Here is a 17,682-nt window from a genome sequence, read left to right as displayed (position 1 = left end):
TGTCCGTGTCGGCCGCAATCTGGCACGCTGGAGGGGTACATCGCTACATCAGCACCAGGAGCCCCATGCCCTTCGCCGACCAACTCATCGGAGTGCCGACCGCGGTCGCCCTCACCGCGGCGATCCAGGCCGTCACGCCGCACGCTCCGCTCACCGCGCTGCGCGCAGCCATGGAAGCGCTCGGCCCACTCTCACTGCGGGAGAGGAGCGACCTGCTGCGCGACGCCCTGCTGGCCGACCTGCCGGGCGATTACGACTCATTCGCCGCGACCATCCGCGCCGCGGCGTCGGGAACCCTGCCATTCACCGGCTGGCTGATCTGGCCGGTGTCGACCGCGATCGCGGTCAAGGGCATCGAGGCGGGCACGGATGCCGCCTTCGATGACGCCCTGGGTATGCTCGCCGAGCTCACCGGCCGGCTCAGTTCAGAATTCGCTATCCGGCTGCTGCTCGACCACGACCTCGACCGGGCGCTCCCGGTCGTGCTGGGCTGGGCCGCCTCGACCGACGTCGACGTGCGCAGGCTCGCGACCGAGGGCACCCGGCCGTTCCTGCCGTGGGCTCGGCGGGTCCCGGGGATCCTCGCCGAGCCGACCGCGACCCTGCCGATCCTGCACGCGCTCTACCGCGACGATGACGAGGTCGTGCGCCGGTCGGTCGCCAACCATCTCAACGACCTCAGCCGGCAGCAGCCAGAGCTCGCGGTCGCCACGACGGCCGCCTGGCTCGCCGAACCGGACGAGCACACCGCCCGGCTCGTGCGGCACGCGCTGCGCACCCTCGTGAAGCGGGGCAACCCTGCCGCGCTCGCCCAGCTCGGCTTCCATGCGGCCGATGTGACGGTGGCCGGCCCGGTGCTGGCCGAGACGAAGGTGGCGTTCGGCGGAACTGTCGACTTCACCGCAAGCATCCGCAACAACGCCCGTGTGGCCACCCGGCTGGCCGTCGACTATGTCCTGCACCACCAGAAGGCGAACGGCACCCTCACCGGCAAGACGTTCAAGCTCGCGACCCTGACTCTGGAGCCCGGCGAGGTCGTGCTGCTGACCAAGGGGCACTCGCTCCGGGCGATCACCACCCGTCGCTATTACCCCGGAGAGCACGCCGTCGAGTTGCAGGTGAACGGTGTGACCCACGGCCGGACGCCGTTCATCCTGCTGCCGGAGGCCTGACCGGCCGGGTCGCCCTGACCACCACGTCTAGCACGGGGGTCGCGCTGTCGTGGGCGGCGGGCGCCTCCCGCTCACGCGATTCGGCGACCTCGACGTCGAGCTCCGTGCCGTCGATCGCGGCGAGCACGTCGTCGACCCCGAACATCAACTCGCGGAAGTGCGCCCGGTGCTCGCCGGCATCAGCCTCGGAGACGTCGTGACCGACGATGAGCAGCGTACCGCCCGGCGCGACGGCCGCCGCGAGGGCCCGGAACAACAGGATTCTGGCGGACCCGGGCAGGTGCATGAACTGCGAAGAGACGAGGTCGAATGAACGGGGTTCTGGCGACCAGGCCGTCAGGTCGTGCTGCTCCCAGCGGATGCGCGCCGCGGCGGGTCCGTCGACGGACTCCGCCCGGGCACGCGCCTTGGCGAGCGCGTTCGTGGAGATGTCGACACCGGTGACGTGCCACCCGCTCATCGCCAGCCAGAATGCGTCACCGCCTTCCCCGCTGCCGATGTCGAGGGCGCGTCCCGGCGCGAGCGGGGTCACTTCGGCGACGAGCACGGGGTTCGGGTCGCCGCTCCACGCCAGACCGGGGGCGGCGTAACGCTCCTCCCAGTAATCGCGGCCGAACGGGTGTTCCTCGTGTGTCATGGCAGACCTCCTGCTCCGATGCTCGGGCAGGATCGACGGAATCGCCAAGCACGTTTGCCGAAGTGGCAAGATCGACCCATGGACGACACTTCCCCCACGACGGAGACGATGCTCGCCGCCGTCGGCCCGCTCCTGCGGGCGCGGCGCAGCGAGCACGGTATGACACTCGCCGAACTGTCGCGCGCCACGGGCATCTCGGTCAGCACGCTGTCCCGGCTCGAATCCGGGCAACGGCGTCCCGCACTCGAACTGCTGCTGCCACTGGCGCGGGCCTATGGCGTTCCGCTCGACGAACTGGTCGGGGCACCGGAGACGGGTGACCCGCGCATCCACCTCCGGCCGACGCGGCACCGCGACCAGACGATCGTTCCGCTGTCCCGCGGCGCCAGCGGCGGGCCGCAGGCATTCAAACACCTGATCCCCGCAACGGTAGCGGAGCGTGAGCCGGATCCGAGGGTGCACGAGGGATACGAGTGGATCTACGTGCTCCGGGGCCGCCTGCGGCTCGTGCTCGGCACGCACGACCTGGTGCTCCCGGCCGGGGAGGCCGCCGAGTTCGACACCCGCACGCCGCACTGGTTCGGCCGGGTCGGACCGGGCGACGTCGAGTTCCTCACCCTCTTCGGCCGCCAGGGCGAGCGGATGCACGTGCGCGCCGCGCCACCCGGGCGCCTGGGCGAGTGAGACGCGACCGGGGGGGGTTCGGCCGCGGATCCCGCGGACAGCCACAAAAAAGCCCCACATCTCATGGAGTGCGGGGCTTTTGTCCTGTGCGCCCGAAGGGATTCGAACCCCCAACCTCCTGATGCCCCCTCGACCAGAACGCAGGAATGCGAGCGCCACCGGCACGCAGCCGCTCGGCGAGAGTCCCCTGCGGGACGAACTCGACATCGAGCACCCCAGAGACGTACTGCTCAGCGAACAGCCGATTCTCCCCGACAGACGAAGCGAGCACCTTGGAAACTTGGCCTTTCTCGATGAGCAGGCCGAGCCCCTTGCCGTCGACGCCCATGTTGTTGGACACGATCGTGAGATCCGTAACTCCCGAGTCGCGCAGCGCGTGGATTAGGCTCGTCGGATTGCCCGACACCCCAAATCCCCCGACCGCGACCGTCATCCCATCGTGGACGATGTCGACCAGCGCGTCAGCTGCGCTGTGACGGAACTTGCCAATTATTTTCACTCCCTTGCCCGCTGGGGCGATGACGATCAGGCTAGGCGATTAACGAAGTGCTGCGTGATCTTCCCGATGCCTTCGATCTCGGTGACGAGCCTTTCCCCGGCAACGAGAAAGCGCTTCGGATCGCGCCCGGCCCCGACTCCGGGAGGTGTCCCGGTGAAGATGAGATCGCCCGGCAGCAGTTCGACGGCATCGGACAGACGGGAGATGAGCTCGTCGACCGAAAAGACGAGCTGATCCGTGTTGCCGTTCTGCATGACGAGTTCCTCGCCGTCAATCGTGACGATCGTCGCGGAGATCGCGAGTGCGTCGGCATGGGGCAGTTCGTCGAGAGTGACGATGGACGGTCCGGTCGGCGCGAAGTTCTCGAAGGACTTGCCGATGCTGAACTGGGGCGGCTGGTCCTGCCACTGCACCGTGCGCTCGGACAGATCCTGCCCGACGGTGTACCCGGCGATGTGGGATGGCGCCTCATCAACGGGGATGTGCCGACCGCCAGTAGCTATGACCACGACGAGCTCCGCTTCCCAGTCGACCGTGTCTCCGGGAAGCGGAACCTCCACATCCGGTCCGGCGACGGAGGAGCTGAACTTGGTGAACACGACCGGTTTCTCGGGAAGTGGCAGGCCGGACTCCGCAGCGTGGTCGGCATAGTTCAGGCCGATGCCGAAAACTTGGCGTGGCCGAGGGGACGGCGCGTCCAGGTTCGCGCCGGCGAGAGCGAAGGCTTCAGCGTGATTGACGATGTCGACCGTGGCTGCCCACGCAGAGAACTCCGCCCAGCGGCTGAATACCGCCATCGGGTCGGTCTGGAAGGTGCCGCCGCTCGCGCGTTCGACATCGAGGAGATTTTCGCCGTCGATAAGCACCAGTCGGCCGGCATTATTCGCGATACGCATGAGCTTGTCCTTCAGGAGATGGGTGATGGAGCCGGAGATCGGCTGACGAATCCGCGCAGCGCGGAGTCGAGGATCGTATCGGGATTCGCGAAGGACGGCCCGACCCACGCGATGTGCTGGTCGGGCCGAACCAGAACGAGTCGGTCAGGTTCGATCGCGCCGAAGCCATCGGAGGACGGATCGACGCAGACGAGTGGGATGCCGCGACGCGACGCGGCATCGACCCATGCCTGCCCCGGCGCACCGATCAGGGTGAGCTCGGGACCAAGGAGGTCGTAGAGCGATTTCCCGGCGGCGCTGCGCGCGTGCGGAAGTCGATTCCCCGCGGCGACGACGGGAAGGTAGACGTCACCCGAGGGAGTCTGATCGGACGAGTTGGGCCCATAGCCATAGCCGAGAACCAGGCCGAGGCTGTAGAACTCCGCGCGCTTGGCATTGTTGATCGGACCCGCAGCGGCGGCGCGCGCCTGGTCGCCGGCCGCACCCTCCGCCATCAGCTCAGGAGACGTCAGGTCGATCGATAACGCCTGCATGTTGGTCGCCGCCAAATCGATCGTCTGCTCCGCAACCGGCATCCGCTCGTCCTCATAACTTTCGAGGAGCTCGACCGGCGCCCACCCGCTGAGGACGGCCGCCAGCTTCCAGGCGAGGTTGACGGCATCGCCCACCCCGGTGTTGAAACCGTGCCCGCCCCATGGCGGGTTCTGGTGTGCGGCGTCCCCGACCAGGTAGGTGCGGTCCGACCCGTAGCAGTCGGTGAGCAGCATTCTCGCCTGCCAGGGGTCGGTGGCGAGGATCTCTACGTCGATGTCCGCGCCGACCAGGCCACGCACGAGGGCGGCCGCTTCGTCGTCATCGGCGATCGTCTCGGTGCCGGTCGAGATCGCCCACCAGGTTCCATCCAGCGAGAGCGGTCCGATAACGCCCGGGAACTCAGGGTTGAGGACCCAGTGATGCACTGCGCGGCGCTTGGGGAGCAGCGCGCCCAGCTGAGCCGAGCGGAAGGTGATGTTCACGTTCGGGCGACCCGCCGCCGCACCGACGTAGTGAGCACCGAGCGCAGCCCGCACCACACTTCGGGACCCATCAGCGCCCACGAGGTAGTCGCAGGTGACCGTCGACAGCACGCCCTCGGCATCCTCGATCCGCACGCGCGGTCGATCCGCGTCGAGATCGACGTCGATCACCCGGGAGCCGTACAGGGTCGCCACCGATGGTCGCTCGGCGAGCAGGGACCGCAACACCTCCTCGACGATCGGCTGCGTCACCTGCTGCGCGCCCTCCGCCGTCAGGTCCGAATTCACCAGTTCGAGCCCGAGCACGCCGGTCAACCGGGTGATCTCGTGCCCGGTCGCCGTCGTGCAGAATCGCACCTCATCCGACCACTCGGCCGGGATCGGGGCGCGGCGGCGGATCTCGGCGGCGGCTCCTGTGCGGCGGTACAGCTCCATGGTACGAGCCGACGTGGTCTTGGCCCGCGGTCGGGAGTGCTCGACCTTGGCGCGCGGCTCGATCAGGAGGGAGCCAACGCCGTGGAACGCGAGTTCGAGCGCCATCGAGAGCCCGACCGGTCCGCCGCCGACGATGACGACGGCGGCATGCCGACCGGCGTCCGGCGAGGCGGTCACCACACCTCGGGCAGGAAGATGTCCTCGGGAATCACCTCGGGCAGATACTCACCCGCTCGCGTGCGCTCGTGAATCTCCTGGAAGCTCAAACCGGACTCGCGGGCGGCGACCAGCTTCTCGGCGTCGAACCAGGTGCCGATCGGGTTTTCGGCGAACTCCTTCGCATTGGCGATCCACTCGCTTGAATCTGCCCAGTCGCCGAAGCCGTCGACCTGGATCTCGACGCCGTTGCCGTCGGGGTCCTGGTAGTACACCGACATCGTGATGCCGTGGTCGAGCTGGAGGAACGGGAGGATGCCGTGGTTGCGCAGGCGGATGTAATTGTTCATCCACATGTCAAAGGTCAAGAACTCGAACGCCGTGTGGTGGATGCCGGTCTCGTGCCCCTTGTCGGTCGGGTGTTTGAGTCCTGGAGGAGAGAGGAACGCAATGCGGTGGTTGGCCTCGTCGTTGGTGAGCCACGACGCCTCGTCGCTTTGGAAGACCGGCCGCAGTCCGCAGACCAGCCCGTACCACGCGACCATCTCGGACATCCGAAGGGTGGTGAACGTGGTGTGATGAAGCTTGGGAGGGTTGACCGGACGATCGGTCATCGTGTTCTCGGGCATTCCTTCTCTCCTTTGAGATGGGTGGTGGATGACGCTGGGCTTCAGTGTGTCGGATCGACCAAGTCGAGGGCAGCCGCGATCTGCGCAGCCGGACCGATGCCATGCAGGCGATACAGCTCCTGCAACGTGCCGGTCTGGCCGAACTCGGTGACCCCCAGGTTCACGCTGCGCACACCGCGGATCGCGGCCAGGAAAGCGAGTGTGTGCGGGTGCCCGTCGAGGACCGTCACCATCGGAACGGCACGGTCGGCCGGGAACACCTGGTCGAGAATCGCTGCGTCGCCGTCGCCCTGCCCGCTCCGAGCCCGCACCGCGCGGTACAGGCGGTCGGCGCTCGTCACGCAGACGACGTCCGCGGCGACACCCGATTGCGCCAACCGGTCCGCGGCTTCGAGCACCTCAGGAATGAGGGCGCCCATGCCGACGAGCGTGACGTCGACGCTCGGCACGCGGCGTAGCGCGTAGGCGCCGGCGCCGACCTGGCGCCGACGGCGATCGCGTGCCGCAGGATCGCTGGGCACAGCGGCCAGCTTCTGATCGATGACGCGAGAGCTCAGACGCAGGTAGCTCGACGATCCGTCGGATCGGCCGAGACGCGACAGCGCATCGAGCATGCACCACTCGAAGTCCTGCGCGAACGCCGGCTCGAAATAGACGACGCCCGGCTGCTCGATGCCGATGGAGGGGCTGATGATCGACTGGTGCGCCCCGCCTTCGGCGGCGAGCGTGACGCCGGACGGAGTTCCGATCAGGATCGACTGCCCACCCCCGTAGACACCGAACGACCATGGCTCGAGCGCCCGGGTGACGAAGGGGTCGTACAGGGTGCCGATCGGCAGCAGCGGCTCGCCCCACCTGCTCCAGGTCGCGCCGAGCTCTCCAAGTAGGCTGACCAGATTGACCTCGGCGATGCCGAGCTCGATGTGCTGGCCCGATGGGCGTTCGTTCCAGTGCAGGATCGTCTCCGCGTCATCCGCGAACCAGTCCCGCTTCTCGTTCGGTGACCACACTCCCGCGCGGTTGACCCAGCCGCCCAGATTGGTGCTGGATGCGACATCCGGGGCGACCGTGACCACCCGCCGGGCGGCGTCGGGGGCCACGCGTACCAGATCGAGGAGCAACCGCCCGAGTCCCTGCTGCGTGGAACTGTGTCCGGTGATCTCGCGGTCGAAGTCGGCGGGGATCGCCGCGGGCTGTGAGGTGGGGACAGGCGGACGGCGCAGGCGCTCGGCGACCTCGGAACAGAGCTCGGCCGCAAGGGACTCCGCGGCGAACCCGCGCCAGGGATCGTCGACGCACTCGCCCAGTTCTGCGGCCACCTGCGCCAGCTGCGCGGGCTTCAGCAAATTGGCGTGATTCTGCGGGTGACCGGCATTGGGCAGGCCGTGCCCCTTGATCGTGTAGGCGAAGATCACGGTCGGTCGGGTATCGTCGATCTCGCCGAACGACTGGATGATGCTCGACAGGTCGTGCCCGCCGAGCCCTCGGATGACCCGCAAGGCCTGCTCGTCATCGAGGCCTTCCAGCAGCGCGGCGATGATGCTCGCGCCTTCGCCGGTGCCCGGGAGCCGCTCGCGCAACTCCGCGGGAGAACAGCGGAGCAGGCGCTGATACTCGGGATTCGACATCCCGTCGATGCGGTTCTTGAGGTGCTCGCCACCGGGCTTCGCGAAGAGTTCGGTGAGGAGGCTGCCGTACTTGAGGGTGATGACCTGCCAGCCCGCGGCGGCGAACATCGCCTGAAGACGGGTCGCCGAGATGTTGGGGACGACTCGGTCCAGCGATTGCCGGTTGAAGTCGACGATCCAGACCAGCTCGCCGAGGTCGGCGACCATCGGGTCGAGCACGGCCTCCCAGACGGCGCCCTCGTCGAGTTCGGCGTCGCCGACCAGACTGAACTGCCGACCCGTGCTGCGGGGAGTGCCCGCGGTATCCGCCGCGTACCGTCGGGCGATGGCGCCCCAGATCGGCGCCGTGGCCCCGATGCCGACCGAGCCGGTCGAGTAGTCGACGGTGTCGGGATCCTTCGAGCGGCTGGGGTAGCTCTGGAGCCCATGAAAGGCGCGGAGCGTGCCGAGCTCGGTCGGGGTCAGCTCTCCCAGCAGGTAGTTGATGGCGTGCAGCACCGGCGAGGCGTGAGGCTTCACCGAGACGCGGTCTTCGCTGGTGAGCTCCGTGAACCACAGGGCAGTCATGATCGTCGAGAGCGAGGCGCTCGAGGCCTGGTGTCCGCCGATCTTGATCCCGTCGGGATCTTTGCGGGCTGGAGAGTTGGCGGCGTCGATGATCGCGATCGCCAACCAGAGCACCTTGCGCTCGACGGCCGCGAGCACGTCGAGATCGACGTCGGACGTCGCCGCGCGGTCCCGTGTCTCCATGACATGCTCCCTCGTTGCAGCAAGATATATCTTATAGCGTAGCGGTGCAACCGGGATGAGAATCGGGCACTGTGCAGCCCGTGGCACTATGTGACCAGAACAGTCGAGGAGATCGCATGACGTTGCAGAGACAGGTACGCTCAGTCGCATCCGCCAACGCGTCCGCGGTCGATCTGGTGACGGCAGAGATCCGCCGAGCGGTGCTGACGGGAACGTTGGTCGCCGGAGAGCAGTTCTCGATCCGCGACCTGGCCGGTCAGCTCGGGGTGAGCCACATCCCTATCCGAGAGGCGCTACGCCGGCTCGAATCGCAAGGGCTGATCATCCTGAAGCAGGCACGAAGCGCCAGTGTCGCCCCCCTGAGCATGGCCGACCTGCATGCAATCTACCGGCTCCGCTATGAGCTCGAGCTTTCGCTGGCCGGCTCCTCGGCCGGGCAGCGTGATGAGCAACAACTGGCCCGATTGGATGCCCTGCTCGAATCGAGCCGCGATCGCGACCCCGAGATCGCCTGGCAGGCGCACTACGACTTCCACGAGGCGCTCGTGCACCCGGCCGCGAACGAATGGGACGACCGCGTGCTGCACACACTGTGGGTCGCGGCAGAGCGCTACACGCATCTGGTCTTCGATCCGACCCAAATCACCGGAGCCGAGCGGGCGCGGCGCTACAGGACTCACCGAGTGCTCCGTGACGCGGCGCTCGTCGCCGACCCTGAGGCCATGGCCGAAGCCCTCCGCCTCCACCTGGTCACAAACGAAGACAAGATCCGCGAGCACATCTTCCCGCTCGAAGGATCCTGACCTCAGCCGCAGATCCGCACTTGTGCGGCGCCATCTCGCGCCATACGATGCAGAATATATCGTAGCGAGTAGCGAGGAGGCTGCCAGGTGAGCGACTGTCTCCCATGTGATCTCGAATCGGCCGACTCGGCTCACGTCGTCTATCGCGACGATGACTGGTCCTGCGAGATCGCCGAAGGCTACGACGTGCCCGGTTGGTTCATTCTCCGACTTCGGCGTCATGCGGAGGGCTGGGCTGGGCCTACTGCCGACGAGCTCGGCGAGTTCGGTCCCGTGTCGCAGCGGGTCTCGGCGGCCATCCAGTCGGCGACCGGCGCGACGGGGGTGTACTTCATGAGCTTCGGCGAGAATTACCCCCACTTCCACTTCCTTGTGATCGCGCGCGAAGCCGATCTCGCAGCGGATCTAAGAGGCGCGGCCATCCTGGCCAGGCGCGCACATAGCCGTGACCTCGACGCCTCGCTCGCCGTCGGCGAGGGCGTCCGATCGGCGCTGGCCGCAGCATCTATTTGAGGCAGGACCTTGCAGTACCCCGCAGTATCCACCCACCCCGAAAGGACAACGATGTCCACACCGTTCACCCACACCATCGTCGGCTCAGGAGCCGCTGCCGGGTACACGTTTACCGGACGCACCAACATCGGCGGTGACCTCGTTCCCCGCGCCGGCGAGCCGCTGATCGTCGCCCTGCACGGCGGTACGTACTCCTCGGAGTACTTCGACATCCCCGGGCACTCGTTGCTTGACAACGCCACCAAGCAGGGCATCCCGGTGATCGCTATCGACCGGCCCAACTACCTCGGCTCCAGCCCGCTGACCTCGGAGGGCTCGATCATCGTCGACAACGCGGAGGTGCTCGGTGACGCGATCGGCTCCATCTGGGACGAGTACGGCGGGGATGCGGCCGGCATCGTGCTCGTCGCCCACTCGATCGGCGGGGCGATCGCCACAATCATCGCGGCGACGCCGCAGTCGTGGCCGCTTCTCGGACTGGCGACGTCCGGATGCCTGGTGCGGGTCCCCGCGGAGTCGGCCGGCGCATGGGCGTCGCTGCCCCCGATCCCGATGATCGATCTGCCGGTGCCGCTCAAGGACCAGCTGATGTTCGGCCCCCCGGAGACCTATGACGACGCGATGCCTGCGGCCAGCTACCCGTCGAACACCTCGGTGCCCAAGGCGGAGCTACTCGACATCACGGGTGCGTGGCTCGAACGCCGCGCAGTTATCACAGCCAAAGTGGCCGTTCAGGTTCATCACCGGCAGGCCGAGTTCGATCACCTCTGGGTGACCGACCAGGGCGAGGTCGATGAGTATCGCGCCGGCTTCACTTCTGCGCTGTCGGTCGACATCGAGCTGCAGCTCGGCGCCGGTCACTGCATCGACTTCCACCTGCCGAGCGACGAGTTCCAGAACTCCCAGCTCGCTTTCGCGCGCTCGGCCGCCACGGCGAAGGTCTGACCGCGATGACGTCGAGCGTGCTGCGCGGTGTCCGCGTCTACCGGAATGGCCGATTCGGCGATCCCGAGGACGTGGTGATCGAGGGGTCGGTCATCGGGACCGACGCTTCCGGTGCGCGCGACGTCGAGTCGGGGGGTTATCTGATTCCCGGTCTCATCGATTGCCATGTGCACGTCATTGGGAGGGAGACCCTGGCGACCTTCGCCTCCTTCGGCGTGACCACCGTGCTCGATATGGGCAACCCGATGTCCCTTCTCAACCCGCTGCGCGGGCTCCCCGGCGTGGCGGATCTCCGCGCGGCGGGCGTTGTCTCGACATCACCGACGAGCGTGCACGCACAACGCATGCACGCCGGGCCCGAGGTGCTCGTCGTAGCTGCTGCTGAGGCGGATGCCTGGGTCTCCGCCCGAGTCGAGGAGGGCGCCGACTACATCAAGGTCGTCATCGACCTCCCTGGCTTCGACCAGGAGACCGTCGATGCCCTGGTGGCCGCGGCGCACGCCCGCGGCAAGAAGGTAGTGGCGCACGCGTCGCGGTTCGACGCCGTGACGATGGCGCAGAGGGCCGGGGTCGACATCCTGACCCAGGTCCCGCTCGATCGTCCGCTCGAGAGCTCTCAGGCTGCCGAGCTCGCCGCGGCCGGCGCGGTCGTCGTCCCGACTCTGACGATGATGAAGGGGATCGTCGAGGGACTGAAGGCGGCTGGTGCCCCCGGGCCCGTGTATGAACCCGCGCGCGCCTCGGTGGCAGTGCTTCACGACGCAGGGATGCCGATCCTCGCCGGCACGGACGCGAACGCGGTCCCCTTCGGCCCGTCGTCGCCGCCGTTCGGCGAGAGCCTGCACCAGGAGCTCGGACTACTCGTCGAAGCCGGGCTCTCTCCGGTCGAAGCGCTCGACGCGGCCACCTCGGTCGCCGCCGACCACTTCGGACTCGATGACCGCGGCAGGATCGCGGCCGGACTTCGCGCGGACCTCGTTCTGCTCGATGCCGACCCGACCGCAGACATCGCCGCCACTCGCAGCATGCGCGGCGTCTGGATCGCGGGACAGCGCATCCAAAAAGGGAGGCTCGACCAATGAAGGCTGCCGTCGTCGCCGATTTCACCCGGCCGCCCGTTTACGGCGACTTCCCCGAGCCCGAACCGTTCGAAGGCGAGGTCGTCGCCGAGGTCCGCGCGGCAGCGGTCTCGAACATCGTCCGGCTCATCGCAGCCGGCAGGCACTACTCGAGCGCCGCCAAGCCGCCGATCGTTGCGGGATTCGATGGCGTCGCGGAGCTTCCGGATGGCTCCATCGTCTACGTGCCCGGCGTGCGCTCACCGTGGGGAACTCTTGCTGACCGCGTCGCCGTGTCGCCGGCCTCGGTCCGGCCCGTGCCCGCGGGTCTCGACGCCGCTCAGGCCGCCGCGGTTGTCAACACGGCGTTCGCCTCGTGGCTGCCGCTCACTCGCATCCTCGAGCCAGGTGCCACACCGACTGTGCTCGTGATCGGCGCGACCGGCGCATCCGGCTCGGTGGCGGTGCAGATAGCGAAGCACCTCGGCGCACGACGGGTGATCGCGGTCGGCCGCGAAGGCGATGCGCTCCGCCGAACCGCGGATCGAGGCGCCAACGAGGTGATCCCCCTCGACGACGGGCTCGACGCGTCCCTTGCCCGGGTCGGGGCCGATGGCGTGGACGTTGTGCTCGACTTCCTCTGGGGCGACACGGCGGCCATCGCGATGGCTGCGCTTGCACGCTCGGCTCCGCACCCGCAACATCGGATTGACTGGGTCAACTTGGGTGCGCTCGACGGCGTGCACGTCTCGCTCGACTCCGCCTTGATGCGCATGAGCGACCTGCACGTCTGGGGCAGCGGCGCCGGCGCATACTCGGCCGAGCGTCGCCGGAATATGGCAGATGCAGCACTTGATCTCGCCGCTCGTGGCGTAATTGAGGTCGACATCCAGCCACGTGCCCTTGCGGATATCCACTCAACCTGGAATGACCGGGGTCGACTCGTTTTTATGCGGTGACCACGGTCGTCAAGGTCGGCGGTCAGACTCGCCGCATCGCGATGAAACCGAGACTGGACCGCCCGCACGGCAGGACCAGGCGGTACTTCGGAATGAGGAAGGGCTGCTCGAAATCGGTGTGCGCGTCCCATTCTGTTCGCGCTCAGTCCATGACGGTCGCACTCTGACAGCCCGATCTTGGCCATTCCGAAGTTATCCCAACGGATCCATCAGCACTTTCGCTTGGTCTTTGCGCAGATCAAGTAAATTCTTGCGCTGACGGTATGGTTGGGATGCGCCTGGAGATAGTCCAGATGGAACGGGCGATGGCGACCGGGGACGTGCGGTCCTTTCTGCATGGAAACTGGCAGTTTCAGGCGTTCGTGGCTAGCGTTTCGCCCAATACCATGCTGCGCACCGTCTTTCTAAGCCTGCTCGATCTGCTTGAACGTCACGCCGTCACGCTGCGTCCGGTGAATGCTCAGCCCCTGCCGGAAGTGCTGAATGCGCGCCTCGACCTGTACGTGCGCATGGCCAATGCGCTCGAGGCCAGGGACCGAACGGCGGTGACGGAGATCATGATCGAGCACAACACCGGCACCCAGCCGGCAGCGGAACCTGCGACCTGATTCCCTTTCGCCGGAGCCGAACGGGTCATTCCGCTGCGGTCCGTCGAGGAGAAGTGCCACTAAGAGTCGCGTACATGCACAGCCATTAGGTCTCGGTCACGGGCCGTTGAACACGAAACACCGATTCTGATTTAAGAGGACGGTTGGGTCTCGTGGACGGCCGTTCGAGGGCACCGGTCACGTCCGGGGCTGCTAGGCGAGGTTGAGGAGGATCTCGGCGGTGCCGTGCGCGATGGCTTCTTTCACGTCCGGCTCGAGCTTTGCTTCGTCGAGGAATTTGGCGGCCCCGCCGTTGTCGAGGAACGGGTAGTCGACGGAGTACATGATCCGGTCGGTACCGAGGGTCTCGATGCAGTACTGCAGCTGGGCGTGGCTGAACATGCCACTGGGGGTGACATAGACGTTCGATTTCACGTACTCGGCTATGGAACGGTCAAGGCCGGTGAGGCGGGTGGGGAAGCCTTCATCGAGCCGATCGAGGAAGAACGGGACCATTTCGCCCCAATGTCCGAGGATGATCTGGAGGGTGGGGTATTTGTCGAAGACACCGCTGAGGACCAGGTGCAGGAAGTGGATTCCTGTTTCCATGTGCCACCCCCATCCCGCAGTTTGGAACCGGGCCGTGACCAGCGGGTCGAGGCCGGCATAGTTGATAGCGCTGCTGGCGGCGGGCGGGACTCCCGGGTGCAGGTAGATCGGCACGTTCAAACTCGCCGCGCGGGCGAGAATCGGGTCGAATCGAGTTTCGCTGAGGAATTGGTCCTCCGTACGCCCCATGATCATCGCGCCGACCATGGACAAGTCCCGCACGCCGCGTTCGAGTTCGTCGGCAGCGTGTTCGGGCAGGACAGTTGGCAGGGACGCGAACGCCGCGAACCGGTCGGGGTGCCTCGTAACCGCTGCGGCGAGTGTGTTGTTAAGGTTTGTCACGAGATCACCGGCGTGCTCAGCGGGGAGCTGTTGTGTGGAGAGTCCAGAGAGGACCTGCATGCTGATGCCGTTGGCATCCATGTTGGCGATGCGGCCTTCGTCGAGGTCTTGTAGGACTTCGGCGGACGGGGACCAGGAAAAGCCCAGCTTCGGATCGAACGTGGCGTGGAAGTCGGGGCTTTGGTGGGATGCAATCCCGGCGCTTGCTCGGGCGATCGATACGTCCAGGTAGTGCTCTTCGAGGGTGATGAGTTTCACGAGGTGGGTCCTTTGAATCGAGAGGTGTGGATCGGATGGTCAGGAGGCGGGGATCCCGGCGGTCCAGACATGGTCGATGTTTCTTGTGGCGGTGATATCGGCGGTGGGGTCGCCCGTGACGAGAAGCAGGTCCGCGCGGGATCCTTCTCGGACGCTGCCGCGATCATCGAGGCCGAAGAGGGCGGCGGCGGTGCTGGTGGCGCTTCGTAGCGCTTCCGTGGGGCTGAGGCCGGCGTCGACGAGAAGCTGCAATTCGTCGTGCATCGATTCGCCGAGAGCCGGACGGAAGGGCACGAAGGGGGCATTGTTGGCGTCGGTGCCCACGGCGATCATCAGTCCGGCTGCCGCCATGGCGGTAACCGAGGCGGATGCGTTGTGGTATCCGGGTCCGTCGCCGGAGTCGGGAAGACCGACCGCCGAGGCGGTGCCCTTCATCATGATCAGGGTTGGAATCGCTCGAATGTTACCGACGGCCATCGAGGCGGCCATCTCCGACGTGATGGGCCCGTTGAGAGGAACATGCGTGAGGATGTCGACGCCGGCGTCGATGCCGAGGTGGAACGCTGCTGTCGAGGAGGCGTGCGCGATGGCCTGAAGACCAACCGTGTGAGCGGCCTGCACGATGGCGGCGATGGTGTCGCCGCCCAGGGCCACGTCGCCGACCCTTGCGGGATCCTCGATGATGATCTTGATGTAGTCGGATTCTTCGGCAACCCGGTCGGCCACGAACCGGGGGGCGTCGTCAGGCCCGCTCACCACCGTGGACAACGCGAAGCTGCCCTTGGTCGTCTGATTGCTTCCTGGGCCGGACGCTGGACTGCCGGAACTTCGCACGTCGGACAGCCCTGTTTGGTCGCGCATTCTGTCCACCAGCGACTTCGGGTGGGTTCCCATGTCCAAGACAGTCGTCAGACCCCAGCGGGTGAATTCGCCCAAATCAGCGTACGAGTCGAAGTGCACGTGAGTGTCGATCAGTCCGGGAAGCAGCGTTTTGCCGGTACCGTCGATGATCGTGTCCGAACCGATCGGTTCTTCGGTGGTTGCGGTGACCGCGCGGATTCCTTGTTCTGTGAACGTCACGTCGAAGGATCCCTCGAGCATGGCTGCGCCGTCGAAGACGCGGACGGTGGTGATCGTGGTGGTGGTCATGCGTTGTGCCTTTCGGTGGTGGATCCCGGTGCGGCTAGCCACGCGGTGGCGTCGGCTTTAATCCGGCGTTCCAAGTCGCTGCCCTTCGTCGCGAAGACCCTCGCTACTGGGAACCCGCTTTTTTCGAGCAGATATGCCCGCGCCGCGTACTCGCGGGGAAATATCCGGGCGAGGGCGCCGTCGATGTCGACCAGCCCGAGGGGGAAGGTGAAGGTGGCGGCGTCGTAGATGCTTTTACGGTCGACGATCTTCCAGAGGCCGTCTCTTTTCTCGATCCGGTCGATGAACCGGTTGTGGCCCATGCACCCGAGGTCTAGAGAAACGTTCTCCGCGATGATGATCGCGTTGGTCTCTGCCACCGCCCGATCCCGGGACTCGTTGAGGGTCACAAGGGGGGACGTGATGACGTGCTTGGTTCGGAATTGCGATGCGCCCATGCGTTCGGACGCGTTCACGAAATCCGTGAATAGGCCGTGGAACCAGGTGATCTCGATCACGCCGTCAGGATGGAACAACTCTCGAAGCGCCGCCCATTCACCGAGGTCTCGGTGGATCCATCCCGTCTCAAGGTCTGCGATCGCCAAGCGATCTTCCACATACGTTGACATGAATACAGTGTGATCCCTGCGACCTCATGAGACAATTAGATTGATTTGACCGATTGATCATTCCAGCTGATGGGCCACGTATGGAGCTGCGGCATCTGAGGTATTTCGTTGCCGTGGCGGAAGAGCGGCACTTCGGCCGCGCCGCGGCCCGCCTCCACGTCGTGCAACCGACCCTGAGCATGCAGATCCAGACCCTCGAACGTGAACTCGGCGGGCTGCTCTTTGAGCGCACGAGCCGTCGAGTCGAACTGACGGAGGCAGGCGAGGTCCTCCTCGTCGAGGCGCGTCGGACGCTCGCTCAAGCGGAACGGGCAGCCGCCGTGGTCCATCAATCTCTCAGCGGTCAGACCGGCACTGTGCGTGTCGGTTTCTCCGGAGTTGCCATGCTCAGCGGAGATCTCATCAGCGCCCTCCGTCAACACCACGACACCTACCCGAACGTCGAAGTGACAGTCCAAGAACTGGCGCCCCTCCGACAGGCGGAACTGATCGGCGAAGGCTCTTTAGACGTCGGCTTTTGCCCACGAAGCAAGTTCGACCCGGACATCCATTGTCGAACCGAAAAGATCAGCGCAATTCGGCTTATCGCAGCCATCCCGAGCGGACACCCATTGGCGTCCCGCGCAACCATCAACTACACGGACCTGAACCGGAAACAGGTCATCGTCTACACCCACGACGACGTTGAAGACCTGTCCCTGGAATACATCCGCAGCCAAGGACAGGAGCCGATAGTCGTGCACCGCGCTGCTACGACGCTCGGAGTCCTTGCCCTAGTCGCGGCCGGCCTCGGAATCGCTGTCGTCCCGGACACAACAGAGCAGATCAGGATTCCCAAGATCACCTTCCGCCCCCTCCTCGACCCCGAGGCCTCGGTCGACTTGCTACTCCTCAGCCGCGCACCAGAAACATCGGGCGCGGTCAACGCTTTTCTGGCAATCGCTCGGGCGGGCATTTCGCTGTAGTAGAGGCTGCAGCGACGATGTCAGGGACGAATCCTCCTGAGTTCTTCCGTGCGCCAGTTATCGCCACTAAACGAGGGCCGTCAAGGGCCCTCAACGTCGGGTGAAAACTGGCCCTTGATCGTCGTCTGAATTCTGACCCCTCGGGTTGGTTTTCGGTGTAGTTCGCGCCCTGTCGGGGTTGCTGCTCGAGCATCTCGGGGCAGCTGCGGGTGCGGCATGAATCCCCGGCAAGGGTGGCGTCCGCGGCATGGTGAACGAGGCGGTCGATCATGGCCGCGGCGACGATCTCGTTGGAGAAGATCTCGCCCCACCGGCCGAATGGCATGTTCGAGTTAGCAAGAACGGCGCCTTGTTCATAGCGGGCGGCGACGAGCTGTTAACACT

General features: G+C 66.1%; 17 protein-coding genes and 2 pseudogenes. 9 read left to right on the top strand and 10 right to left on the bottom strand.

Going from position 1 to position 17,682, the window contains the following annotated elements:
* The first annotated feature begins 65 nt into the window (after positions 1-65).
* Complete coding sequence (locus RCH22_RS17650; RefSeq protein WP_327014952.1) at positions 66-1,172, top strand: DNA alkylation repair protein; 1,107 nt, start codon at positions 66-68, stop codon at positions 1,170-1,172.
* Here the strand turns inward: RCH22_RS17650 and RCH22_RS17645 are convergent.
* Positions 1,150-1,809 carry a class I SAM-dependent methyltransferase gene (locus RCH22_RS17645; RefSeq protein WP_327014951.1) on the bottom strand — a complete coding sequence of 220 codons (660 nt, stop codon included), beginning with the start codon at positions 1,807-1,809 and terminating at the stop codon, positions 1,150-1,152. The two genes, RCH22_RS17650 and RCH22_RS17645, sit on opposite strands and share 23 nt — an antisense overlap.
* Before the next feature lie 78 nt (positions 1,810-1,887).
* Here RCH22_RS17645 and RCH22_RS17640 point away from each other — a divergent pair, with 78 nt between their 5' ends.
* Positions 1,888-2,493 (top strand): helix-turn-helix domain-containing protein, encoded by a 606-nt coding sequence (locus RCH22_RS17640; RefSeq protein WP_174774595.1) that lies wholly within the window; start codon positions 1,888-1,890, stop codon positions 2,491-2,493.
* Positions 2,494-2,620: 127 nt separating this feature from the next.
* Here the strand turns inward: RCH22_RS17640 and RCH22_RS17635 are convergent.
* From RCH22_RS17635 to RCH22_RS17615, 5 genes and pseudogenes are all read right to left on the bottom strand, one after another.
* Positions 2,621-2,983: pseudogene (locus RCH22_RS17635) on the bottom strand (CoA transferase subunit A); the annotation flags it as partial.
* A 35-nt stretch (positions 2,984-3,018) separates the two neighbouring features.
* A complete protein-coding gene (locus RCH22_RS17630) occupies positions 3,019-3,888 on the bottom strand; it encodes a fumarylacetoacetate hydrolase family protein (RefSeq protein ID WP_327014950.1) in 870 nt (289 codons plus the stop codon).
* 11 nt (positions 3,889-3,899) lie between these two features.
* Positions 3,900-5,516 carry an FAD-dependent monooxygenase gene (locus tag RCH22_RS17625; protein ID WP_327014949.1) on the bottom strand — a complete coding sequence of 539 codons (1,617 nt, stop codon included), beginning with the start codon at positions 5,514-5,516 and terminating at the stop codon, positions 3,900-3,902.
* Entirely contained in the window at positions 5,513-6,124 is a 612-nt protein-coding gene (locus tag RCH22_RS17620; RefSeq protein WP_327014948.1) for a VOC family protein, read from the bottom strand. The genes RCH22_RS17625 and RCH22_RS17620 overlap by 4 nt, the downstream gene beginning before the upstream one ends.
* A 41-nt stretch (positions 6,125-6,165) precedes the next feature.
* On the bottom strand, positions 6,166-8,502 hold the full coding sequence (locus RCH22_RS17615) for a pyruvate dehydrogenase (protein ID WP_327014947.1): 2,337 nt from the start codon (positions 8,500-8,502) through the stop codon (positions 6,166-6,168).
* A 176-nt stretch (positions 8,503-8,678) separates the two neighbouring features.
* On the opposite strand from RCH22_RS17615, the gene RCH22_RS17610 reads away from it, so the two are divergent.
* From RCH22_RS17610 to RCH22_RS17585, 6 genes are all read left to right on the top strand, one after another.
* A complete protein-coding gene (locus tag RCH22_RS17610) occupies positions 8,679-9,305 on the top strand; it encodes a GntR family transcriptional regulator (RefSeq protein WP_327014946.1) in 627 nt (208 codons plus the stop codon).
* Between the two features lie 87 nt (positions 9,306-9,392).
* Complete coding sequence (locus RCH22_RS17605) at positions 9,393-9,818, top strand: hypothetical protein (RefSeq protein WP_327014945.1); 426 nt, start codon at positions 9,393-9,395, stop codon at positions 9,816-9,818.
* A gap of 51 nt (positions 9,819-9,869) precedes the next feature.
* A complete protein-coding gene (locus RCH22_RS17600; RefSeq protein WP_327014944.1) occupies positions 9,870-10,763 on the top strand; it encodes an alpha/beta hydrolase in 894 nt (297 codons plus the stop codon).
* 5 nt (positions 10,764-10,768) lie between these two features.
* On the top strand, positions 10,769-11,845 hold the full coding sequence (locus tag RCH22_RS17595; protein ID WP_327014943.1) for an amidohydrolase family protein: 1,077 nt from the start codon (positions 10,769-10,771) through the stop codon (positions 11,843-11,845).
* The gene (locus RCH22_RS17590) at positions 11,842-12,780 is read left to right on the top strand and encodes a zinc-binding dehydrogenase (RefSeq protein ID WP_327014942.1); all 939 of its coding nucleotides are present in this window, start codon (positions 11,842-11,844) and stop codon (positions 12,778-12,780) included. The genes RCH22_RS17595 and RCH22_RS17590 overlap by 4 nt, the downstream gene beginning before the upstream one ends.
* A 263-nt stretch (positions 12,781-13,043) precedes the next feature.
* Positions 13,044-13,388, top strand: a complete 345-nt coding sequence (locus tag RCH22_RS17585) for an FCD domain-containing protein (protein ID WP_327014941.1) — start codon at positions 13,044-13,046, stop codon at positions 13,386-13,388.
* A gap of 192 nt (positions 13,389-13,580) precedes the next feature.
* Here RCH22_RS17585 and RCH22_RS17580 read toward each other — a convergent pair whose 3' ends face one another.
* The 3 genes from RCH22_RS17580 to RCH22_RS17570 are packed head-to-tail and all read right to left on the bottom strand — an operon-like array spanning position 13,581 to position 16,333.
* Positions 13,581-14,576 (bottom strand): amidohydrolase family protein, encoded by a 996-nt coding sequence (locus RCH22_RS17580; protein ID WP_327014940.1) that lies wholly within the window; start codon positions 14,574-14,576, stop codon positions 13,581-13,583.
* A gap of 39 nt (positions 14,577-14,615) precedes the next feature.
* Positions 14,616-15,725 carry an amidohydrolase family protein gene (locus tag RCH22_RS17575; protein WP_327014939.1) on the bottom strand — a complete coding sequence of 370 codons (1,110 nt, stop codon included), beginning with the start codon at positions 15,723-15,725 and terminating at the stop codon, positions 14,616-14,618.
* The gene (locus RCH22_RS17570; protein ID WP_327014938.1) at positions 15,722-16,333 is read right to left on the bottom strand and encodes a nuclear transport factor 2 family protein; all 612 of its coding nucleotides are present in this window, start codon (positions 16,331-16,333) and stop codon (positions 15,722-15,724) included. The genes RCH22_RS17575 and RCH22_RS17570 overlap by 4 nt, the downstream gene beginning before the upstream one ends.
* A 53-nt stretch (positions 16,334-16,386) precedes the next feature.
* On the opposite strand from RCH22_RS17570, the gene RCH22_RS17565 reads away from it, so the two are divergent.
* Positions 16,387-17,298 (top strand): LysR substrate-binding domain-containing protein, encoded by a 912-nt coding sequence (locus RCH22_RS17565; RefSeq protein WP_327014937.1) that lies wholly within the window; start codon positions 16,387-16,389, stop codon positions 17,296-17,298.
* Here the strand turns inward: RCH22_RS17565 and RCH22_RS17560 are convergent.
* Positions 17,255-17,662 (bottom strand): annotated as a pseudogene (locus RCH22_RS17560) (ATP-binding protein); the annotation flags it as partial. The gene RCH22_RS17565 and the pseudogene RCH22_RS17560 overlap by 44 nt on opposite strands.
* Positions 17,663-17,682: the final 20 nt, after the last annotated feature.

The organism is Cryobacterium sp. GrIS_2_6, from assembly GCF_035984545.1.
Lineage (GTDB): Bacteria > Actinomycetota > Actinomycetes > Actinomycetales > Microbacteriaceae > Cryobacterium.
Note: the sequence above shows the minus strand (reverse complement) of the source record. Positions and strands in the feature narration are given on the sequence as shown.